Raw genomic sequence first — 16,354 nt, forward strand, 5'->3', positions numbered from 1 at the left:
TAATATAAATAAAAACAGGCAGAGCAAACCGCCATTTGCTCCACCTGTTCAAGGTATTCTTATCAGTCTAGCACTTTTACTGTTACAGTTTTACGTCCCCAGTCCAATGCAGTTCCTTGATCTGGTACGTGTACATCGATTTTATTACCTTTGATTGCACCGCCAGTATCGCCGGCGATTGCTTCACCATAGCCTTCCACCCATACTTTAGATCCTAAAGGAATGACGCTAGGGTCTACAGCAATGACTTTTGCATTCGGATTTGCATTCAAATCGATGCCAGTAGCTGTCACACCAGAGCAACCTTCACATTGACCAGTATATGCAGTTGCGGATACTGTGATTTCTTTTGCTGCTTCCTGGCTAGTGCTTGCAGCCGCTTGTTCTTCTTTGGCAGGAGCTGCTTCTTGTTCAGCAGGTTCTGCTTTTTGTTCTGTTTGTGCAGGTGCTTCCTGCTTTTCTTCTTGCTTAGGAGCTTCTTGCTGGGTTGTTTCCTGCTTAGGAGCTTCCTGTTCAGGAGCCTCCTGCTGAGCTGCTTCTTGCTTAGGAGCTTCTTGCTTCACTGGTGCTGTTTCTGCTACCGCGCCACCAGTCACCGCCAGTTGCTGACCTATTACAATCAAATCGGAATTCAGGCTGTTCCAAGCTTTTAGCTCGCCTACCGAAATGTTGAACTTCCCTGCGATCTTAGAAAGAGAATCGCCTTTTTGTACTGTGTATGTGTCTGCTTGATTTGTTTCTTTATCTATAGTCAATTTCTGATTAGGAAAGATTAGGTCAGAATCAAGTTGGTTAAGTTCTTTAAGCTGATTAACACTAACTTCGTATTTATCTGCGATTTTCCAAAGGGAGTCCCCTTTTTGAACATTATATTCAGCAGCTGATGCTGATGTACCGAATGCCCCCGCAATTACTAGTCCTGTAGCTAAAGATACGACTGTTTTTTTCATTCGTCGTTTACCTCCTTAAATTTCTAACAAGACTTATGCTAACACATGGGCGAAGGGGAGTGGGTTACAGGAAGTTTAAGGTTATATTACAAGCTCCGCTTACAGAAACATTATTGTCACACTGTAACACTCCTGTAATAAAACCGAGGATAACCTAGCTTTAGAGGGGTTTTCTGTAATAAAAGACCTTGATTTATTCCATATATTGGAACGATATAAGTTTGAAATTCTTGTTGACTTTGTTTACAATCACGTTTTTCCCTCGAAAAATTGTCGTTTTTTCGCTTTTCTTAGGATAAATGTTACAAAAACAACCCTACAATTCCCTTTTATTTTCCAAATAAAGAAGAAACAGGGTGTTTATGCCCCTGTTCCTTACTTGCTCACACGCCAATTATGATTGCAAGTTGCTTCTATTACTTTGCGCTTGCTGATGTAGTCAGCAATCAGTTCCGTCATGTCTGTGGTAAACTCCCGAACCACTCGCTTCCCTTTGAACATGATATAATCACCTCCACCTGCAGCTCGGTAATTATTCATGACAACATGATACATTTGATCTGCCACGACAGGACTGCCTTCGATGGACAATCCTTGCACCCGGTCTCCCACCTCACGGCTGATATCCAATGTATATTCGATTCCTTCCCACATGTCATAATTGTAATGCTGCGGCTTCGGTTCCAAGAAGGATCGGCTTACCTCCAGCTGTCCCTCCTCATCCAAAGTGAAATAGGTAGCGGATAGTTCCAGCGCCTGCTTCATATCCGCTCCGGAAATTTCGATTACTTTCAAGGTGTTGGGATAGATATAATTAGAGACAATATCCCGCATCGTTATATTTTGCGGGAAACCAGGTGAAGCATTATGGAACAATGCCGTGCTGGATATAGCCACACCGGCTGCATCCATCTGGACTTTATTGATGAACTCGATAAACGGGGTTTCCTTCACCCTCGTCTCAAAGGCGTCGTGGATGATCATATCTCCCTCTATTTTTCCGATCGGCTGGTCCAGCCATTTCTGTGTTTCCTCTTCATAGGAAGAAACTAGGTTTAAAATCGTTTCATCCGGATCTATTTCATTCGTTATGTCATGCAATTTCGACTCTGATACAACACTTTTCCTACTATTATATGAATGTTCGACAGCAATCGATACTTCACCTAAAAATGCACCATTCGATCCTGGCTGCACAACCGTGACATCATTCACCTTTTCGGCAAGGGTTCTATGCTGATGCCCCGTCACTAAAATATCGACCCCTTCTATTGAATGGCAAATTTCATAACCTACATTTTCTCCAGTGAGTGATTCCGTCGGATCCCCGGTTTCCAAATCCCGTTCGAAGCCGCCATGATAAGCAACAATCAGGACATCCGGCCGCTCCTTCTCCCTGACTTCCTTCACCCATTTCCTCGTAGATTCCAATACATGCTCAAAGGCAAGACCCTCGATATGATGAGGGTCCTCCCAGTTCGGTATGAAATGAGTCGTGACACCGATGATGGCCAGTTTGACATCCTCAATCTGCTTTATTAGATATGGTTTACCGAAAACAGGTTCCTTTTTTGCCTCATCCAGGATATTGGCGCAAAGATAAGGAAAATCCGCAAGCTGAATCGCTGATTGCAAGTACGGCCTGCCATAGTTGAACTCATGATTGCCTATCACCGCTGCATCATACCCGAGCTCATTCATGCAGCTGATCATTGGGTTATCTTTATCAGATCTATATTTCGCATGATGATATGTCAAGGGCGTCCCCTGTATCATATCTCCGTTATCAAGGAGCAAGACATGCTCATTTTCTTCTCTGATCCTCTTGATCAAAGCAGCAGTCCGCGCCAGTCCTTGAGGAGCTGGTTCGTGATCCCGGTATGTAGTAGGAAAGATATTTCCATGCACATCACTAGTGACAAGCAGTGTGATATTTGTCGTTTTATCTGGCATTCTATTGATTCCCCCGACCTCATTTTCTGAATTGAAACAGTTTTTGCTATTATCTATCATAACATGACAAAACCATCTTTACATTCTTATTACAGTAAGTTAACATAAACTGGAACAAGTCGTGATATAGTTGTTCATGCAGTGCAAATTAAACAATTTTTGGGGGTATATCATGTTTAAGAAAATTGCAGGTGTCGGCGCGACTCTATTTCTGGCAGCAGGCTTGCTCAGCGCATGCGGATCTGACGATTCAAACGCAGAAGGCGGCAGCGGCGGCAAAGGAGATCTGGAAGAACTTCGTGTGCAGTTCGTTCCTTCCCAGAATGCCGAGACACTTGAAGCAAAAGCAAAACCGCTTGAAGGACTTCTTGAGGAAGAATTGGATATTCCTGTCGAAGTAAGCGTATCCACCAACTACAACACTATCGTCGAGGCGATGGCTTCCGGCCAGGTAGACGTTGGATTCCTGCCGCCTACAGCATATGTTTTGGCACATGAAAAGGGTGCAGCCGATGTTATCCTTCAGTCCCAGCGCTACGGTGTCAATCCAGAAGATGGTTCACCGACGGATGAACTAGTGGACTACTATCTGGCGCAATTCGTCGTAAAAGCTGATTCCGATATCAATTCCCTTGAAGACCTTAAAGGCAAAAGCATCGCCGTGCAGGACGTGACATCTTCTGCAGGTTATGTATGGCCGGCAGGTGCGCTTGACGAAGTCGGTTTGGACATCCAGCAGGATTTGACTCCGACAATCGTCAAAGGTCATGATGCAGGTATCATCAGCGTATTGAACGGCGATACGGATGCCGCTGTTACGTTCCAGGATGCACGTAATACTGTAAAAGGCGACTACCCGACTGTATTTGAAGATACGAAAGTAATCGCAACGACAGAAAAAATCCCGAACGATACAATTGCAATCACTCCTGATATCAATGACGAATGGAAAGAAAAAATCACAGATGCTTTCATCAACATCGGTAAAGATCCAGAAGGTTTGGAGATCATCCGCGACGTTTACACACATGAAGGTTATGTGAAATCCGATGACAGCAACTTCGAGGTCGTACGTGAGTACGCTGATAAATACGGTTTAGAATAATCAAGCTCCTTTTATAATTTCCCTATACATCCAGCCAGCCTGAGATATCCTTGGACTGGCTGGGCTTTTGTCTGTATGTATATCTTTTCAGGATGGTACGTTTCATCTTTACTATTAAATTACATAAAAAGGTTGGTATAGAAAGTGATAGAATTTCGCAATGTTTCGAAAACATATCCCAATGGCGTCAAAGGTTTGAAAAACATCAACTTGACTATCGAAAAAGGCGAGTTCATTGTCATTGTCGGTCTTTCCGGAGCTGGTAAGTCCACATTGCTGCGCTCGATTAATAGATTGCATGAAATCTCTGAAGGGGAAATCCTGATTGATAATCAGTCGATCACTGCTGCAAAAGGAAAGAATTTGCGTATGATCCGCCGTGATATCGGCATGATTTTCCAAAACTTCAATCTTGTCAAACGTTCTTCTGTACTGCGCAATGTCCTTTCCGGTCGTGTTGCTTATCACTCTACGCTGCGGACCATATTCGGGTTATTCCCGAAAGAGGATGTCAACTTGGCTCTTAACGCATTGGATCGGGTGAATATCATAGATAAGGCATACACACGTTCCGATCAGCTTTCCGGCGGTCAGCAGCAGCGTGTCTCGATCGCAAGGGCATTGGCTCAGGAAGCGAAAATCATCCTCGCTGATGAACCGGTTGCTTCCTTGGATCCACTCACAACGAAACAAGTGATGGATGATTTGAAAAACATCAATCAGGAGCTTGGCATTACGACAGTCGTCAACCTTCACTTCATCGATATCGCCCGCCAATATGCCACGCGCATCATTGGTCTGAATGCCGGGGAAGTCGTATTCGATGGTCCAGTGGAAGAAGCGACCGATGAGAAGTTTCAGGAAATCTACGGACAGCAGCTGGAAAAAGAACAGCAGCGGGGGCCGATTGGAGCTGGGGTCGAATGAGTCAGCCGTCAAAAAAGATAGTTCCGAAAGCCCCGTCAAAACTCAAGCATTATCTCACAGGCATCATTGTTCTTGCATTGCTTGTCTGGAGCTACTGGCGTTCTGAAGCCAGCATCGTAGATCTGTTTACCAATCGTGAACAAATGGCATCCATTTTGATTGAAATGTTCCCGCCAGACTGGGGCTATTTCCTTGAAATAATCGATCCCATGCTGGAAACGATCCGTATGGCTGTAATCGGCACGACATTCGGTGCGATCATAGCTGTTCCCATTATCCTGCTATGTGCGAATAATGTTAACCCTATTCCTTGGATCTCTTATCCAGCGCGTTTTGTGCTCAACTTGATCCGTACTGTACCAGAGCTCCTGCTTGCGGCTGTTTTTGTTGCTATTTTCGGACTCGGTATGATTCCTGGTATCTTTGCTTTGACGATTTTTTCTGTCGGAATCATCGCCAAATTGACTTATGAGTCAATCGAAGGCATCGATAAAGGACCAATGGAAGCGATGACTGCAGTTGGTGCGAATAAAGCGCAATGGATCACCTTCTCCATCATTCCGCAGGCTGCTGCATATTTCGTATCTTATGTGCTTTATACATTTGAGGTGAATATCCGTGCCGCGGCTATTCTCGGACTAGTCGGTGCCGGGGGTATCGGTCTATTATTCGACAGCAACCTTGGATTCTTCAACTATCCGAATGTCAATACATTGGTTTTCGCAACTCTGATCGTTGTAGTGATCATCGATTTTATCAGCAATAAACTTCGGGAGAAATTACTATGAGCCAACTATCCACACAAACCGTCGACAAACCAAAAGGCCGCGGTAAAAAGGTATTCAACCGTGTGCTGATTCTGGTCATACTGGCTGCAGTCTATGTTTGGGCATTCTCTGGTGTTGAGGAGTTTCAAATCAAGGATACAGCCGGCCAGATTTCCAAGGCTATCTTTGAAGGGATCATTCATCCGGATTGGGACTTCATTAATGATGAGGAAGGTTTAATTTACGGGTTGATCGACACCTTGGCGATTTCGATCCTCGGTACATTCATTTCAGCGATCCTTACCGTGCCATTTGGCTTTTGGGCTGCAAGGCGCCGGAGTAAAGGAGGATTCTTCGTCACAGGAGTAGGACGATTCATCCTTAGTTATATCCGGGTATTTCCGGAGGTTGTATTGGCCATCATCTTCATCAAGGCAGTTGGTCCAGGTTCCTATGCCGGGGTGCTGGCATTAGGCCTCCACTCCATCGGTATGCTGGGCAAATTATTTGCTGAAGAAATCGATGCAATCGATCATGGTCCTCGCGAAGCACTTATCGCTACCGGGGCGAACCGGATCCAGGTACTGGTTTACTCCGTATTGCCACAGGTGCTGCCTGGCTTCATTTCCTACACACTGTATCGTTTCGAACTGAATGTCCGGGGAGCATCCATCCTTGGTATCATTGGGGCTGGCGGTATCGGGGCTCCGCTTATCTTTGCCTTGCAATCACGTAACTGGCCGCGGGTTGGCATCATTCTGCTGGGTGTCATTATACTCGTATCGCTGATCGACTTGATTTCGGGTTATTTACGGAAAAAGATTGTATAAAAGTAAAACGGCGATTCTGCTTAAGCAGAATCGCCGTTTTCAGTTTAATACGGTTGTCCGGTGACTTGCCGGCACCCTTGGCTTTGCTTTTGGTTCCTTTCCGATATGCCCGACTTGAAGCAGCCCGATATTACGCTCCCCTGGTTTGATTTGCAGCAATTCCCTGGCCTCCGGGTTCTCCAGCAGTGCATTCGTCTTCCAGATTGTTCCGATACCTTTTTCCCAGGCAAGCAAGCTGAAATTCTGGATCAGCATACTGGCAGATGCGTAATCCTCTTCCCGGAGTTTCAAATTCGCGTTTTCCTCCAGTACAACCGCTATCCATAGCGGTACGTCGATAATCTTCTTTTTCAGTGCCTCTGCTTTTTTCTCTTTTTCTTCAGCAGTTGCAGCACCCTTTGCTCCTTGCTTGGCATTGATATTGCCCAGCTGCTCCTTCGTCTTTCCATCAATCAGGATGAATCTCCAGGGCTGCGTCATTTTGTGGTTCGGTACCCATACCGCTATGTCAAGCAATTCTTGAATCTCTTCATAAGAGACTGGCTTACTTGTATCGTAATTCGAAATCGATCTTCTTTCCTTGATCAGCTGCTCCAATTGCATCATGGACGCGCTCCCCTTCCTCTTCCCCAGACTATCGTTCAATTGAAAATCATTATCATCATCATATCTGAATATTCCATACAATGTCAATCTGAGGTCAGCTGGCAGAAATCTTACTTTTTTATGAAATTTGCCGGATAAAGCTTGAATAGCCTCTTATTTTGTGACAATATAAATGATAACGAATCTCATTCTCACAATACGGAGAAGCCGAAAGGGGTACCAGTAATGGGACGTTTACAGACGAAATTACTTGAAGTAGCCTATGGAGATAAATCAATTGTAAAAGATTTGACTATAGAAATTCCCAAAGGGAAGATTACAGCACTTGTCGGAGCAAATGGCTCAGGCAAGTCCACTATACTTAAGACGATGGCACGTGTCATGAAGCCCAAAAACGGCACCGTGCTATTGGACGGTAAAAGCATCCATAAACAATCAACGAAAGCAGTCGCGAAGCAGCTCGCCATCCTGCCCCAAAACCCTGTTGCCCCAGAGGGCCTGACCGTATCGGAGCTTGTGGCATATGGCCGCTATCCGCATCAAAAAGGATTTGGCACACTCACGCCTTATGATAAAGAAGTGATTGAATGGGCAATCGATGTAACCGGCATGACGGATTTCGCCCAACGCGCAGTCGACCAGCTTTCCGGCGGACAGCGTCAGCGCGCTTGGATTGCGATGGCATTGGCGCAGGAAACGGAAACCCTTTTCCTCGATGAGCCGACCACATTCCTGGATATGGCACATCAGCTGGAAGTGCTTATGCTGCTGCATAAACTGAACCGCGAGGAAAAGCGGACGATTGTCATGGTCGTGCACGATCTCAATCACGCTACCCGTTATGCTGATCATATGATCGCAATCAAGCAAGGTCAGGTGGTTTGCGAAGGTTCGCCTCAAGAGACGGTGACTGCAGAGAACCTGCGGGAAGTCTTCCATATCGAAGCAGATGTCATCATCGATCCCCGCTCAGGAGTGCCGCTTTGTTTACCATATAATATACTCGGGAGTGCATCTCCTATGGAGCCGGAACGTGTCATGGAGAAAACACTGGCATAATAAAACGCTTTGCAGATCCCTGCAAAGCGTTTTTTCATTCCTGTCCTTCCATTTCCCTTGTGGCCCTGATGAAAGCGATCATCCCGATGATCTCCTTCTCCGTCAGCTTTCTTTGATCTATCGAAAGCTCTGCCTTTTTCCTATCGGTCAATTCAATAGGCTTCTCGAAATGCCGTCCAAGCAAATCGTCACAGCTTGTGTCGAACAAGTCTGCCAGCATGATCAATGCCTCGAACGAGGGACGGCGATATCCCGATTCATATCCTGCATATGTACTTTTGGCAATTCCCAGACGGTCTGCGGTGTCTTGCAGCGACCAATTCTTCTTTTTCCTCAATTCTGATAAGCGATCCAGATTCATCTTACTTCCCCCGCTCTTTTTCCTTCCATTTATTATAGCATATTTTTCATCGTTTCGTACGCGATTCGAATAATAGATTCTTGCTAATAACGGATCACTTCTCTATAATTAATTTAAAAGTACGCAATTAGCGAATATATCATGATATGTCATGATATGTAACGATAGATAGAAGAGGTGCAGGAATGAAGAAGCTATTATTACTTACCACCGGCGGCACCATCGCATCAGTCGAAGGGGAAAATGGTCTGGCTCCGGCTGTGGATGCGAATGAACTGTTAAGTTATGTTTCCGACATGGACAACGAATACACCATGGAGACGATATCGCTTATGAATCTCGATAGCACGAATATGCAGCCGGAAGACTGGGTGACGATGGCTGAAGCCGTGCGGGATCATTATCAGGACTATGATGGCTTTGTCATCACCCATGGAACCGATACGATGGCTTATACTGCAGCAGCATTATCGTATATGCTTCAAAATGCCAGTAAGCCAATTGTCATCACCGGCTCCCAGATACCGATCACTTTCCAGAAAACAGATGCGAAAAAGAATATCAAGGATGCTATCCGCTTTGCTTGTGAAGAGGTAGGCGGTGTCTACGTGGTATTTGATGGCCGGGTCATTCAAGGAACAAGGGCAATAAAGCTGCGGACAAAAAGCTATGATGCATTTGAAAGCATCAATTATCCATATATCGCCTTCATCCATGATGATACCATCGAGTATAACAAGCAGATACAAGGAGAAAATCTGCCATTTACCGTTGATACTTCCCTTTGTACTGATGTACTCTTATTAAGGCTGTATCCGGGACTCAAGCCTGAAATGCTTGATACTATAGCAAGCATGTATAAAGGTGTTGTAATCGAAAGCTATGGCAGCGGCGGCATTCCATTCGAAGGGCGTGATCTTCTGCAAAAGATCAATGAGTTGGTGGAAAAAGGCATCGTGGTCGTCATCACCACCCAATGTCTGGAAGAAGGCGAAGACATGAGCATTTATGAAGTCGGCCGGCGCATCGATCAGGAGCTGGTGACTCGTTCAAGCAATATGAACACAGAAGCGATTGTACCGAAGCTCATGTGGGCACTTGGCCGATCCACTGATCCAAAGGAAGTAAAACGCATGATGGAAACACCGATCGCTGAAGATATTACTATATGGCCATCTTAAAAAAGTGAAAAAGGAAGGTTCAAGTCATGGCAGACTTACAGGAGAATTATCGGATTGAAAAAGACTTTCTGGGAGAGAAGCAAATCAACAAAGATGCTTATTACGGTATTCAGACACTGCGAGCATCAGAGAATTTCCCGATTACTGGATATCGCATCCATGAAGAGATGATCAAGGCACTGGGTATCGTGAAAAAATCGGCCGCACTCGCGAATATGGATGTAAAACGCCTGTATGAGGGACTCGGTAATGCAATCGTTCAAGCATCCGAGGAAATAATAGATGGAAAATGGCATGAACAGTTCATTGTGGATCCGATCCAAGGCGGTGCCGGCACCTCCATCAATATGAACGCCAATGAAGTCATCGCTAATCGGGCATTGGAAATCCTCGGTCATGAAAAAGGCGATTATCAGCAGTTAAGCCCTAATACGCACGTGAATATGTCGCAATCGACGAATGATGTATTCCCGACAGCAATCCATATTTCCACATTGAACATGCTCGAAAGACTGCTCGAAACGATGGAATATATGCAAGGTGAATTCAAGAAAAAAGCAAAACAATTCGATTCTGTCATCAAAATGGGACGCACACATCTGCAGGATGCGGTGCCGATTCGTCTTGGTCAGGAATTTGAAGCCTACAGCCGCGTGCTGGAAAGGGATATCAAGCGGATCAAGCAATCCCGTCAGCATTTGTATGAAGTCAATATGGGGGCGACAGCAGTCGGTACCGGGTTGAATGCAAATCCGAAATATATCGAGTGTGTTGTCAAACATTTGGCTGACAACAGCGGGCTACCGCTTGTAACAGCAGAGAACCTAGTGGATGCCACACAAAACACGGATGCATATACCGAGGTTTCCGCAAGCCTGAAGGTTTGTATGATGAACATGTCCAAGATTGCCAACGACCTTCGCCTGATGGCTTCCGGTCCGAGAGCAGGGCTGAATGAGATCAACTTGCCTGCACGTCAGCCAGGGTCCTCCATCATGCCGGGTAAGGTGAATCCGGTCATGGCAGAGATGATCAACCAGATCGCCTTCCAAGTGATCGGCAATGATAATACAATCTGCCTGGCCTCCGAAGCCGGACAGCTTGAACTGAACGTCATGGAGCCTGTACTGGTGTTCAACCTGCTGCAGTCCATCAGCATCATGAACAATGGCTTCCGCTCCTTCACCGATAACTGTCTGATTGGTATCGAAGCAAACGAAGCCTTGCTCAAGGAATATGTTGACAAGAGTGTCGGGTTGCTGACAGCAGTCAATCCGCATTTGGGATATGAAGTAGCTGCGCGAATCGCCCGTGAAGCGATCCTTACCGGGAAATCAATCCGTGAGCTATGCCTCCAGTACGATGTCTTGACCGAAGAAGAATTGGATATCATCTTGAATCCTTACGAAATGACGAAACCGGGTATTGCCGGCGAGGAGCTTTTTGATAGATAATAGGAAGATGTGCATGTGTTCCGTTTTTTAAAAAGCGGAATCCTTTGCACATCTTTAACCGTTTCCATTTGTAAGCGGGTTCACTATTTTTTAGGAGGACTGGATTTGAAAGAAGCAAGATTACCAACAATCACAGAGATCATCATCATATTAGGGGTCTTTCTAGCGCTTGTATTATCCTTCACAGTCTACCTTGACTTGCCGATTCAGCTGGCGCTCTTCATATCATGGTTTGTCGTCATCATACTTGGCATACGCCTCGGATACGCCTATCAGGATTTACAGAAATCCATCATGAATGGCATCTCGAACGGGCTCGAGGCAATCTTGATCCTCGTCGCCGTAGGTGCACTGATCGGAACATGGATTGCAGGCGGGGTCGTACCGACATTGATTTACTATGGTCTGGAGTTCATCCATCCGAGCATATTCCTGCTTGCAACCTTGATCATCTGCGCCATCATGTCCGTTGCTACTGGTACATCGTGGGGAACCGCAGGTACGGCTGGCATCGCCATGATGGCAATCGGCGAGGGATTGGGCATGCCGCTGCCGTTAGTGGCCGGGGCTGTCCTATCAGGGGCCTATTTTGGGGACAAGCTTTCTCCGCTGTCTGATAGTACCGTACTCGCGTCCTCCCTCTCCAAAGTGGATGTCTTGGAGCATGTCCGGGCAATGCTGTTCCTATCCATCCCGGCGTTCGTTATCACGGCTATTCTTTTTACTGGGGCTGGCTTCCTCTACGCTGGAGATGATATCGACCAAGCAAGGGTTGATTCACTCAAAACAGCATTGATGGATAATTTTGATATCGGCATCCTCATGCTGGTTCCTGCGCTGGTCGTCCTTGTTTTGCTGGCCATGAAGAAACCTTCCATGCCGGTGATCGTGATAGGTGCGCTGCTTGGTGCCATCTGGGCATCCGCATTCCAGGGAATGAATTTCGCAGAAGCACTCGGTACTGCTTATAATGGATTTTCGATTGATACAGGTGTGAATTTCATCGATGGCATTCTCAACCGAGGCGGCGTGATGGGCATGCTCGATACGTTGATGGTCATCATTTTCGGCCTTGGTTTCGGCGGATTGCTGGAGAAACTTGGTGTCCTGCAGGTCATCGTTTCCACTTTCGAGAAGAAGCTTGTCTCCGCGGGCAATACGACAGTCGCCACACTCATCGTGGCTTTCCTGGGCAATGTCCTCGGCTGTGCCATGTATGTTGCCTTGATTCTGACACCTAAAATGATGGAAAAAACGTATGACAAGCAGCAGCTTGACCGACGCGTCCTTTCCCGTAACACAGAAGTCGGGGGCACTTTGACTTCCGGTATGGTGCCTTGGTCGGACAATGGTATTTACATGGCTGGCATTCTTGGTGTTTCGACCTTCTCCTATCTGCCATTCATGTGGCTGAGCTTTGTAGCTCTCGGACTTGCCATCATCTACGGGTACACTGGAAAGTTCATCTGGTATAACAAAGATAAAAGCCCAGTCGAAAGCTAAAAAAGAACCTTCAAGCAAATGATTGCTTGAAGGTTCTTTTCATTACCAGCGCCAGAACAGCTGCTTCACCCAATTCCATACCGTACCGATGATACCTTTTACGAAATCTGCAATCGGATGATCCGGATCTGCTGGTGGTTCCTCCGGATCTGCCGGCGGCTCCTCGGGACCGGACGGAGGATCCACTGGTGCATCCCCGCTTACTTCTGAAATGCGTCCCTCTGCTTCATAAGCGATCGGCTCCATTTCGAAGCCCCTTACAAATGCAACGGTTGCTTCCAAATCCTCCGGCCCCATGACAGGGTTGCGGCCCAGCTCACTGATCGGGCGATACTTATCTCCTTGCGAGGTACCCATGAAGTTATTCACAGTCAGCGTATATACTTTATCCTCCGCAATCGAAGAACCATCGGGAAGCTTGATATCCATAACCTGATTGGTTTCCCCATTCCATGTATACGTAAAACCGCTGATGCTGTAATCAGGACCATAGGAAGTGATCTGCGCATTCAGGATTTCCTCCAGATCCGCCCCGTCAATCTCGAATGTCATGAGCGTATTATTGAATGGCTGGATATTGAAGAGTTCACCCCAAGTAATATCGCCTTCCAGCAAATCATCCCTGATCCCTCCGCCGTTCATCATGGCAAAATCACTATCCATTGCCTCCCTCATGCCATCAGCGATCAAATTCCCAAGGGCATTGTCCCCTGCTTCTCCTTTTACAGCATAACCGCCAGTCATGGTATTGGCTGCGATACCAACGACTTCATCCATGATTGGTGCCACTTCTTCGGCATATCCAGCCAAGATTGCCCCGACTGTCGGATCAGGCGTAAGGACTGCCTGATCTGCCCAGACTATTTCTGCTTGCTTGGAAACAATGTCGCCTGTCTCGCGATCGATTTCGACATCCACATCCGAAAAAGCTTTTCCGTATTCCGATGCCTGAACGATCAGTTTATCATCCACCATTGCATTCACAACAGCATGGTTATGGGCAGCGAAGATGATATCCACTTCATCATCCACAGCATTGGCCATCTCCGCTGCATCACCCGTCGCGCCATCCCCGCTTTGCTCAGCTGGCATATGGGACAGGACGACAATTGCCTTGATGCCTTTTTCCTTCAATTCAGCCGCTGCTTTATTGACTGCTTCCACCTCATCGGTGATGGTGATATCCTGAATTCCTTCCGGCATGACCATCCCAAGCGATGCGGTTGTATTCACACCGATAAAACCAATTTTCTCTCCATCGACTTCCTCGATGCTGTAAGGAGGCAAAATCGTTTCGCCGCTGTCTTTATACACGCAGTTGGCACATAATGTCGGAAAGTCCATTCCATCATAGCCCGGAGTACCATTCGGATGCTCCCCTCCATGTACGATACGCAGCAGCTCCTCTATACCTTCATCCAGTTCATGATTGCCGATCGTACCCACGTCGAAGCCCATCGCTTCCATGATTTCGATTGTAGGCTCATCCTGCAGCAATGCCGAAACAGGAGAGCTGCCGCCGATCATGTCCCCTGCATGCACAAGCAGGCTATTCGGATTTTCAGCTTCCCGCTGTTTAATGGCTGCCGCTGTGTAATCCATACGTCCGAAAGTGCCATCTGCCGTGCCATCTCCGTCTGTATCCAATTCATATTGCTGATCGATCTTGCCGTGAAGATCGTTCATGCCCAGAAGCTGCACAGAGAGGGTATCTTCCTGGGCAGGTGGCTGCATTTCACCAGCGGTTTCATAGCCCGCCTCGATTGCATCCTGTTCTGTCCAGAAGAAAATACGCTTGTCGACCGGAATGGACTCCCACTGATCAGGAACGACATATTGCTTTGTATCCGAATTCCCGACATATTTATCCAGTCCGCCGCCATCATAACGAGCACGGAATTCAAATGGCAGCTCCTCCAATGGAGAGTCTGGCCTCCAGATTCCTTTTTGCTGACTTTTTGCTTCTGCCACTGCTCGCTGATAGGTCTCGTACTCTCCCTCATTCCCAATCGGTGCGATGAAGTAAGTAACGGCCAAACCTTCCCTCACCAGTTCAAGATTCAAATTTTCGCCATCGGCAGTAATCACCTGCGCCAGCAGTCGACCGTAATCATCCGTCGGCTCTTCTCCTACTTTCACTGTGATTTCGTCACCTTCGGACAGCTTGGATTTCAAATAGTCAGAGGCTGCTTTGCCGTGATCCATCTGGTTTTGGTCCAATTCATTTTTGACACTGTGGAATGTCTCTGGCGTATCCGCATTTACAAAGCGGACCCGATCCGAGCCTAAAACAGGTTCCTGCAAGCGAATCGTATCACCATCCGTTACAGATTCCACAATCGCCGTGTACTCTCCCTCTGCCTTCGGAGGCTCCGGCTGTTCCTGTGCCGCCTGCATATCCTCTTGTTTACGAGGGAGGATTTGATAGCTGTCGTATTGGCTCAGGATGCCGGTAACGGTATACCACTTTCCTTCTTCGACAGCTGACATGTCCATGGCAGATTCCATGATCCGCAATGTGACAGATTCATAGTTTTCGTTGATGAACTGGATATTGTAACCGCCGCCAGCTGGGCTTTCCGGGATATCTTTGATGTAGCCGGACACCCGGACCAGCTTCCCTTCTGCCGGTTCAGCTGTTTCCTCAGCCTGGAGCTGACTGATTGTCAGCTCTTTTGGAAGGGGAAGCTCATTATCTTGGGAAATGACAGTCATACCATCCGCTTCAGGTGCAATCTCTGTCAAACCTCGATAATTAGTGATTTCTCCTGTCACACGGATAAGATCCCCTTCTTTCACCTCCGGAAAGGCGGCTTCATCAGCATGATAGATATTGATTCCAGCTGTGTCATCTTGGATGTAGACAGATAGCTTGCCTCCGCCGATACTTCCATTATCTGCGGTTGCTATCCCTTCCACAGTCACCGTTTCTCCTGTCTCGCTCTTTATATCGGCAATCGACTGGACTTCGCCTGGTTCAGGCTCTTCCCCCGGCTCATCCGCAGGAGGCTCCTGTCCATGGGATCCGATCGTTTCAAAGGCATCCTTCGCTGTCTCTTCCCACTGCTCCGAAACAAAGGCCGGGCTGCCCTCGGTCACGTCAGCAGACCGGATGAGGCCGATATCCTTGGCCGTGTCCTGATCGTTTCCGATTTCACCTACGACATCAAGGATCGCTCCATCCTTCTGCAGGGCTACTGCATCATTCCCATTGAAATTGATGACACTCCCGTTTGTCTGATCCGCTTTGGCCAGCAGGGCTTCGCTTGCACGCGGATTCACAATGACATATGTATCAGCCGGCGCCAATGTACCCGACAAGGTAAACGAAGCGGTTGCTTTTGTATTGCCATTGAAATATCCTGCCAGCTCGAATTGACTGAGATCGATTGGTTCATCTGTCGGATTATAAAGCTCAATTGCCTTATCATAGGAGCTTCCTTCTGCATACTCCGATAGAATCGGCGCCGCGATATGCTCCGCCGCCTGTGATACAGAGGCGAAGCCCGGCATGATACCGGAACAGATAAGTGCGACTATTGCAAAAACAGATACTGCTCTTTTGCCCATTAACATGATTCCCCCAAAATAATAGTAAGTTCGGCAAATAGCGGCGAACTCCGTCATCTACCATACTAGCGGGAACCTCCCCTTCCCG

13 protein-coding genes are annotated in these 16,354 nt (G+C 47.0%); 8 read left to right on the plus strand and 5 right to left on the minus strand.

What is annotated here, in order from left to right:
- Positions 1–62: 62 nt before the first annotated feature.
- Together CHH53_RS01075 and CHH53_RS01080 are read right to left on the minus strand one after the other, a co-directional pair.
- Positions 63–950, minus strand: a complete 888-nt coding sequence (locus CHH53_RS01075) for a 3D domain-containing protein (protein ID WP_095214268.1) — start codon at positions 948–950, stop codon at positions 63–65.
- A gap of 375 nt (positions 951–1,325) precedes the next feature.
- The gene (locus tag CHH53_RS01080) at positions 1,326–2,903 is read right to left on the minus strand and encodes a bifunctional metallophosphatase/5'-nucleotidase (protein ID WP_095214269.1); all 1,578 of its coding nucleotides are present in this window, start codon (positions 2,901–2,903) and stop codon (positions 1,326–1,328) included.
- Positions 2,904–3,075: 172 nt separating this feature from the next.
- On the opposite strand from CHH53_RS01080, the gene CHH53_RS01085 reads away from it, so the two are divergent.
- The 4 genes from CHH53_RS01085 (at position 3,076) to phnE (CHH53_RS01100) (ending at position 6,532) form a co-directional block, all read left to right on the plus strand.
- Positions 3,076–4,008, plus strand: a complete 933-nt coding sequence (locus CHH53_RS01085) for a phosphate/phosphite/phosphonate ABC transporter substrate-binding protein (RefSeq protein ID WP_095214270.1) — start codon at positions 3,076–3,078, stop codon at positions 4,006–4,008.
- Between the two features lie 144 nt (positions 4,009–4,152).
- Positions 4,153–4,935: a phosphonate ABC transporter ATP-binding protein gene (gene phnC, locus CHH53_RS01090; protein ID WP_095214271.1), complete on the plus strand. Its 783-nt coding sequence runs from the start codon at positions 4,153–4,155 to the stop codon at positions 4,933–4,935.
- Entirely contained in the window at positions 4,932–5,723 is a 792-nt protein-coding gene (gene phnE / locus CHH53_RS01095; protein ID WP_095214272.1) for a phosphonate ABC transporter, permease protein PhnE, read from the plus strand. Before phnC ends, phnE (CHH53_RS01095) begins: the two co-directional genes overlap by 4 nt.
- A complete protein-coding gene (gene phnE, locus CHH53_RS01100) occupies positions 5,720–6,532 on the plus strand; it encodes a phosphonate ABC transporter, permease protein PhnE (protein ID WP_095214273.1) in 813 nt (270 codons plus the stop codon). The genes phnE (CHH53_RS01095) and phnE (CHH53_RS01100) overlap by 4 nt, the downstream gene beginning before the upstream one ends.
- 39 nt (positions 6,533–6,571) lie before the next feature.
- On the opposite strand, the gene CHH53_RS01105 is transcribed toward phnE (CHH53_RS01100), so the two are convergent.
- Positions 6,572–7,138 carry a nitroreductase family protein gene (locus CHH53_RS01105; RefSeq protein WP_095214274.1) on the minus strand — a complete coding sequence of 189 codons (567 nt, stop codon included), beginning with the start codon at positions 7,136–7,138 and terminating at the stop codon, positions 6,572–6,574.
- Positions 7,139–7,363: 225 nt separating this feature from the next.
- Between CHH53_RS01105 and CHH53_RS01110 the strand changes: the two genes are divergently transcribed.
- Positions 7,364–8,197 carry an ABC transporter ATP-binding protein gene (locus tag CHH53_RS01110; RefSeq protein ID WP_095214275.1) on the plus strand — a complete coding sequence of 278 codons (834 nt, stop codon included), beginning with the start codon at positions 7,364–7,366 and terminating at the stop codon, positions 8,195–8,197.
- Positions 8,198–8,231: 34 nt separating this feature from the next.
- On the opposite strand, the gene CHH53_RS01115 is transcribed toward CHH53_RS01110, so the two are convergent.
- Complete coding sequence (locus tag CHH53_RS01115; RefSeq protein ID WP_095214276.1) at positions 8,232–8,558, minus strand: helix-turn-helix domain-containing protein; 327 nt, start codon at positions 8,556–8,558, stop codon at positions 8,232–8,234.
- A gap of 185 nt (positions 8,559–8,743) precedes the next feature.
- Between CHH53_RS01115 and CHH53_RS01120 the strand changes: the two genes are divergently transcribed.
- From CHH53_RS01120 to nhaC, 3 genes are all read left to right on the plus strand, one after another.
- Positions 8,744–9,739 carry an asparaginase gene (locus CHH53_RS01120; protein WP_095214277.1) on the plus strand — a complete coding sequence of 332 codons (996 nt, stop codon included), beginning with the start codon at positions 8,744–8,746 and terminating at the stop codon, positions 9,737–9,739.
- 26 nt (positions 9,740–9,765) lie between these two features.
- Positions 9,766–11,193: an aspartate ammonia-lyase gene (gene aspA, locus CHH53_RS01125; protein WP_095214278.1), complete on the plus strand. Its 1,428-nt coding sequence runs from the start codon at positions 9,766–9,768 to the stop codon at positions 11,191–11,193.
- A 105-nt stretch (positions 11,194–11,298) separates the two neighbouring features.
- Positions 11,299–12,696, plus strand: a complete 1,398-nt coding sequence (gene nhaC, locus CHH53_RS01130; RefSeq protein WP_095214279.1) for a Na+/H+ antiporter NhaC — start codon at positions 11,299–11,301, stop codon at positions 12,694–12,696.
- 42 nt (positions 12,697–12,738) lie between these two features.
- Here nhaC and CHH53_RS01135 read toward each other — a convergent pair whose 3' ends face one another.
- Entirely contained in the window at positions 12,739–16,266 is a 3,528-nt protein-coding gene (locus tag CHH53_RS01135; RefSeq protein ID WP_233134737.1) for a 5'-nucleotidase C-terminal domain-containing protein, read from the minus strand.
- Positions 16,267–16,354 lie beyond the last annotated feature (88 nt).

This window comes from Terribacillus sp. 7520-G, assembly GCF_002271665.1.
Taxonomy (GTDB): domain Bacteria; phylum Bacillota; class Bacilli; order Bacillales; family Amphibacillaceae; genus Terribacillus.

What these genes read in the sequence shown, in the direction of transcription:
- CHH53_RS01075 (WP_095214268.1), bottom strand. Translation starts at nt 950, where the DNA reads ATGAAAAAAACAGTCGTATCTTTAGCTACAGGACTAGTAATTGCGGGG.
- CHH53_RS01080 (WP_095214269.1), bottom strand. Translation starts at nt 2,903, where the DNA reads ATGCCAGATAAAACGACAAATATCACACTGCTTGTCACTAGTGATGTG.
- CHH53_RS01085 (WP_095214270.1), top strand. Translation starts at nt 3,076, where the DNA reads ATGTTTAAGAAAATTGCAGGTGTCGGCGCGACTCTATTTCTGGCAGCA.
- phnE (WP_095214272.1), top strand. Translation starts at nt 4,932, where the DNA reads ATGAGTCAGCCGTCAAAAAAGATAGTTCCGAAAGCCCCGTCAAAACTC.
- phnE (WP_095214273.1), top strand. Translation starts at nt 5,720, where the DNA reads ATGAGCCAACTATCCACACAAACCGTCGACAAACCAAAAGGCCGCGGT.
- CHH53_RS01105 (WP_095214274.1), bottom strand. Translation starts at nt 7,138, where the DNA reads ATGATGCAATTGGAGCAGCTGATCAAGGAAAGAAGATCGATTTCGAAT.
- CHH53_RS01110 (WP_095214275.1), top strand. Translation starts at nt 7,364, where the DNA reads ATGGGACGTTTACAGACGAAATTACTTGAAGTAGCCTATGGAGATAAA.
- CHH53_RS01115 (WP_095214276.1), bottom strand. Translation starts at nt 8,558, where the DNA reads ATGAATCTGGATCGCTTATCAGAATTGAGGAAAAAGAAGAATTGGTCG.
- CHH53_RS01120 (WP_095214277.1), top strand. Translation starts at nt 8,744, where the DNA reads ATGAAGAAGCTATTATTACTTACCACCGGCGGCACCATCGCATCAGTC.
- aspA (WP_095214278.1), top strand. Translation starts at nt 9,766, where the DNA reads ATGGCAGACTTACAGGAGAATTATCGGATTGAAAAAGACTTTCTGGGA.
- CHH53_RS01135 (WP_233134737.1), bottom strand. Translation starts at nt 16,266, where the DNA reads ATGGGCAAAAGAGCAGTATCTGTTTTTGCAATAGTCGCACTTATCTGT.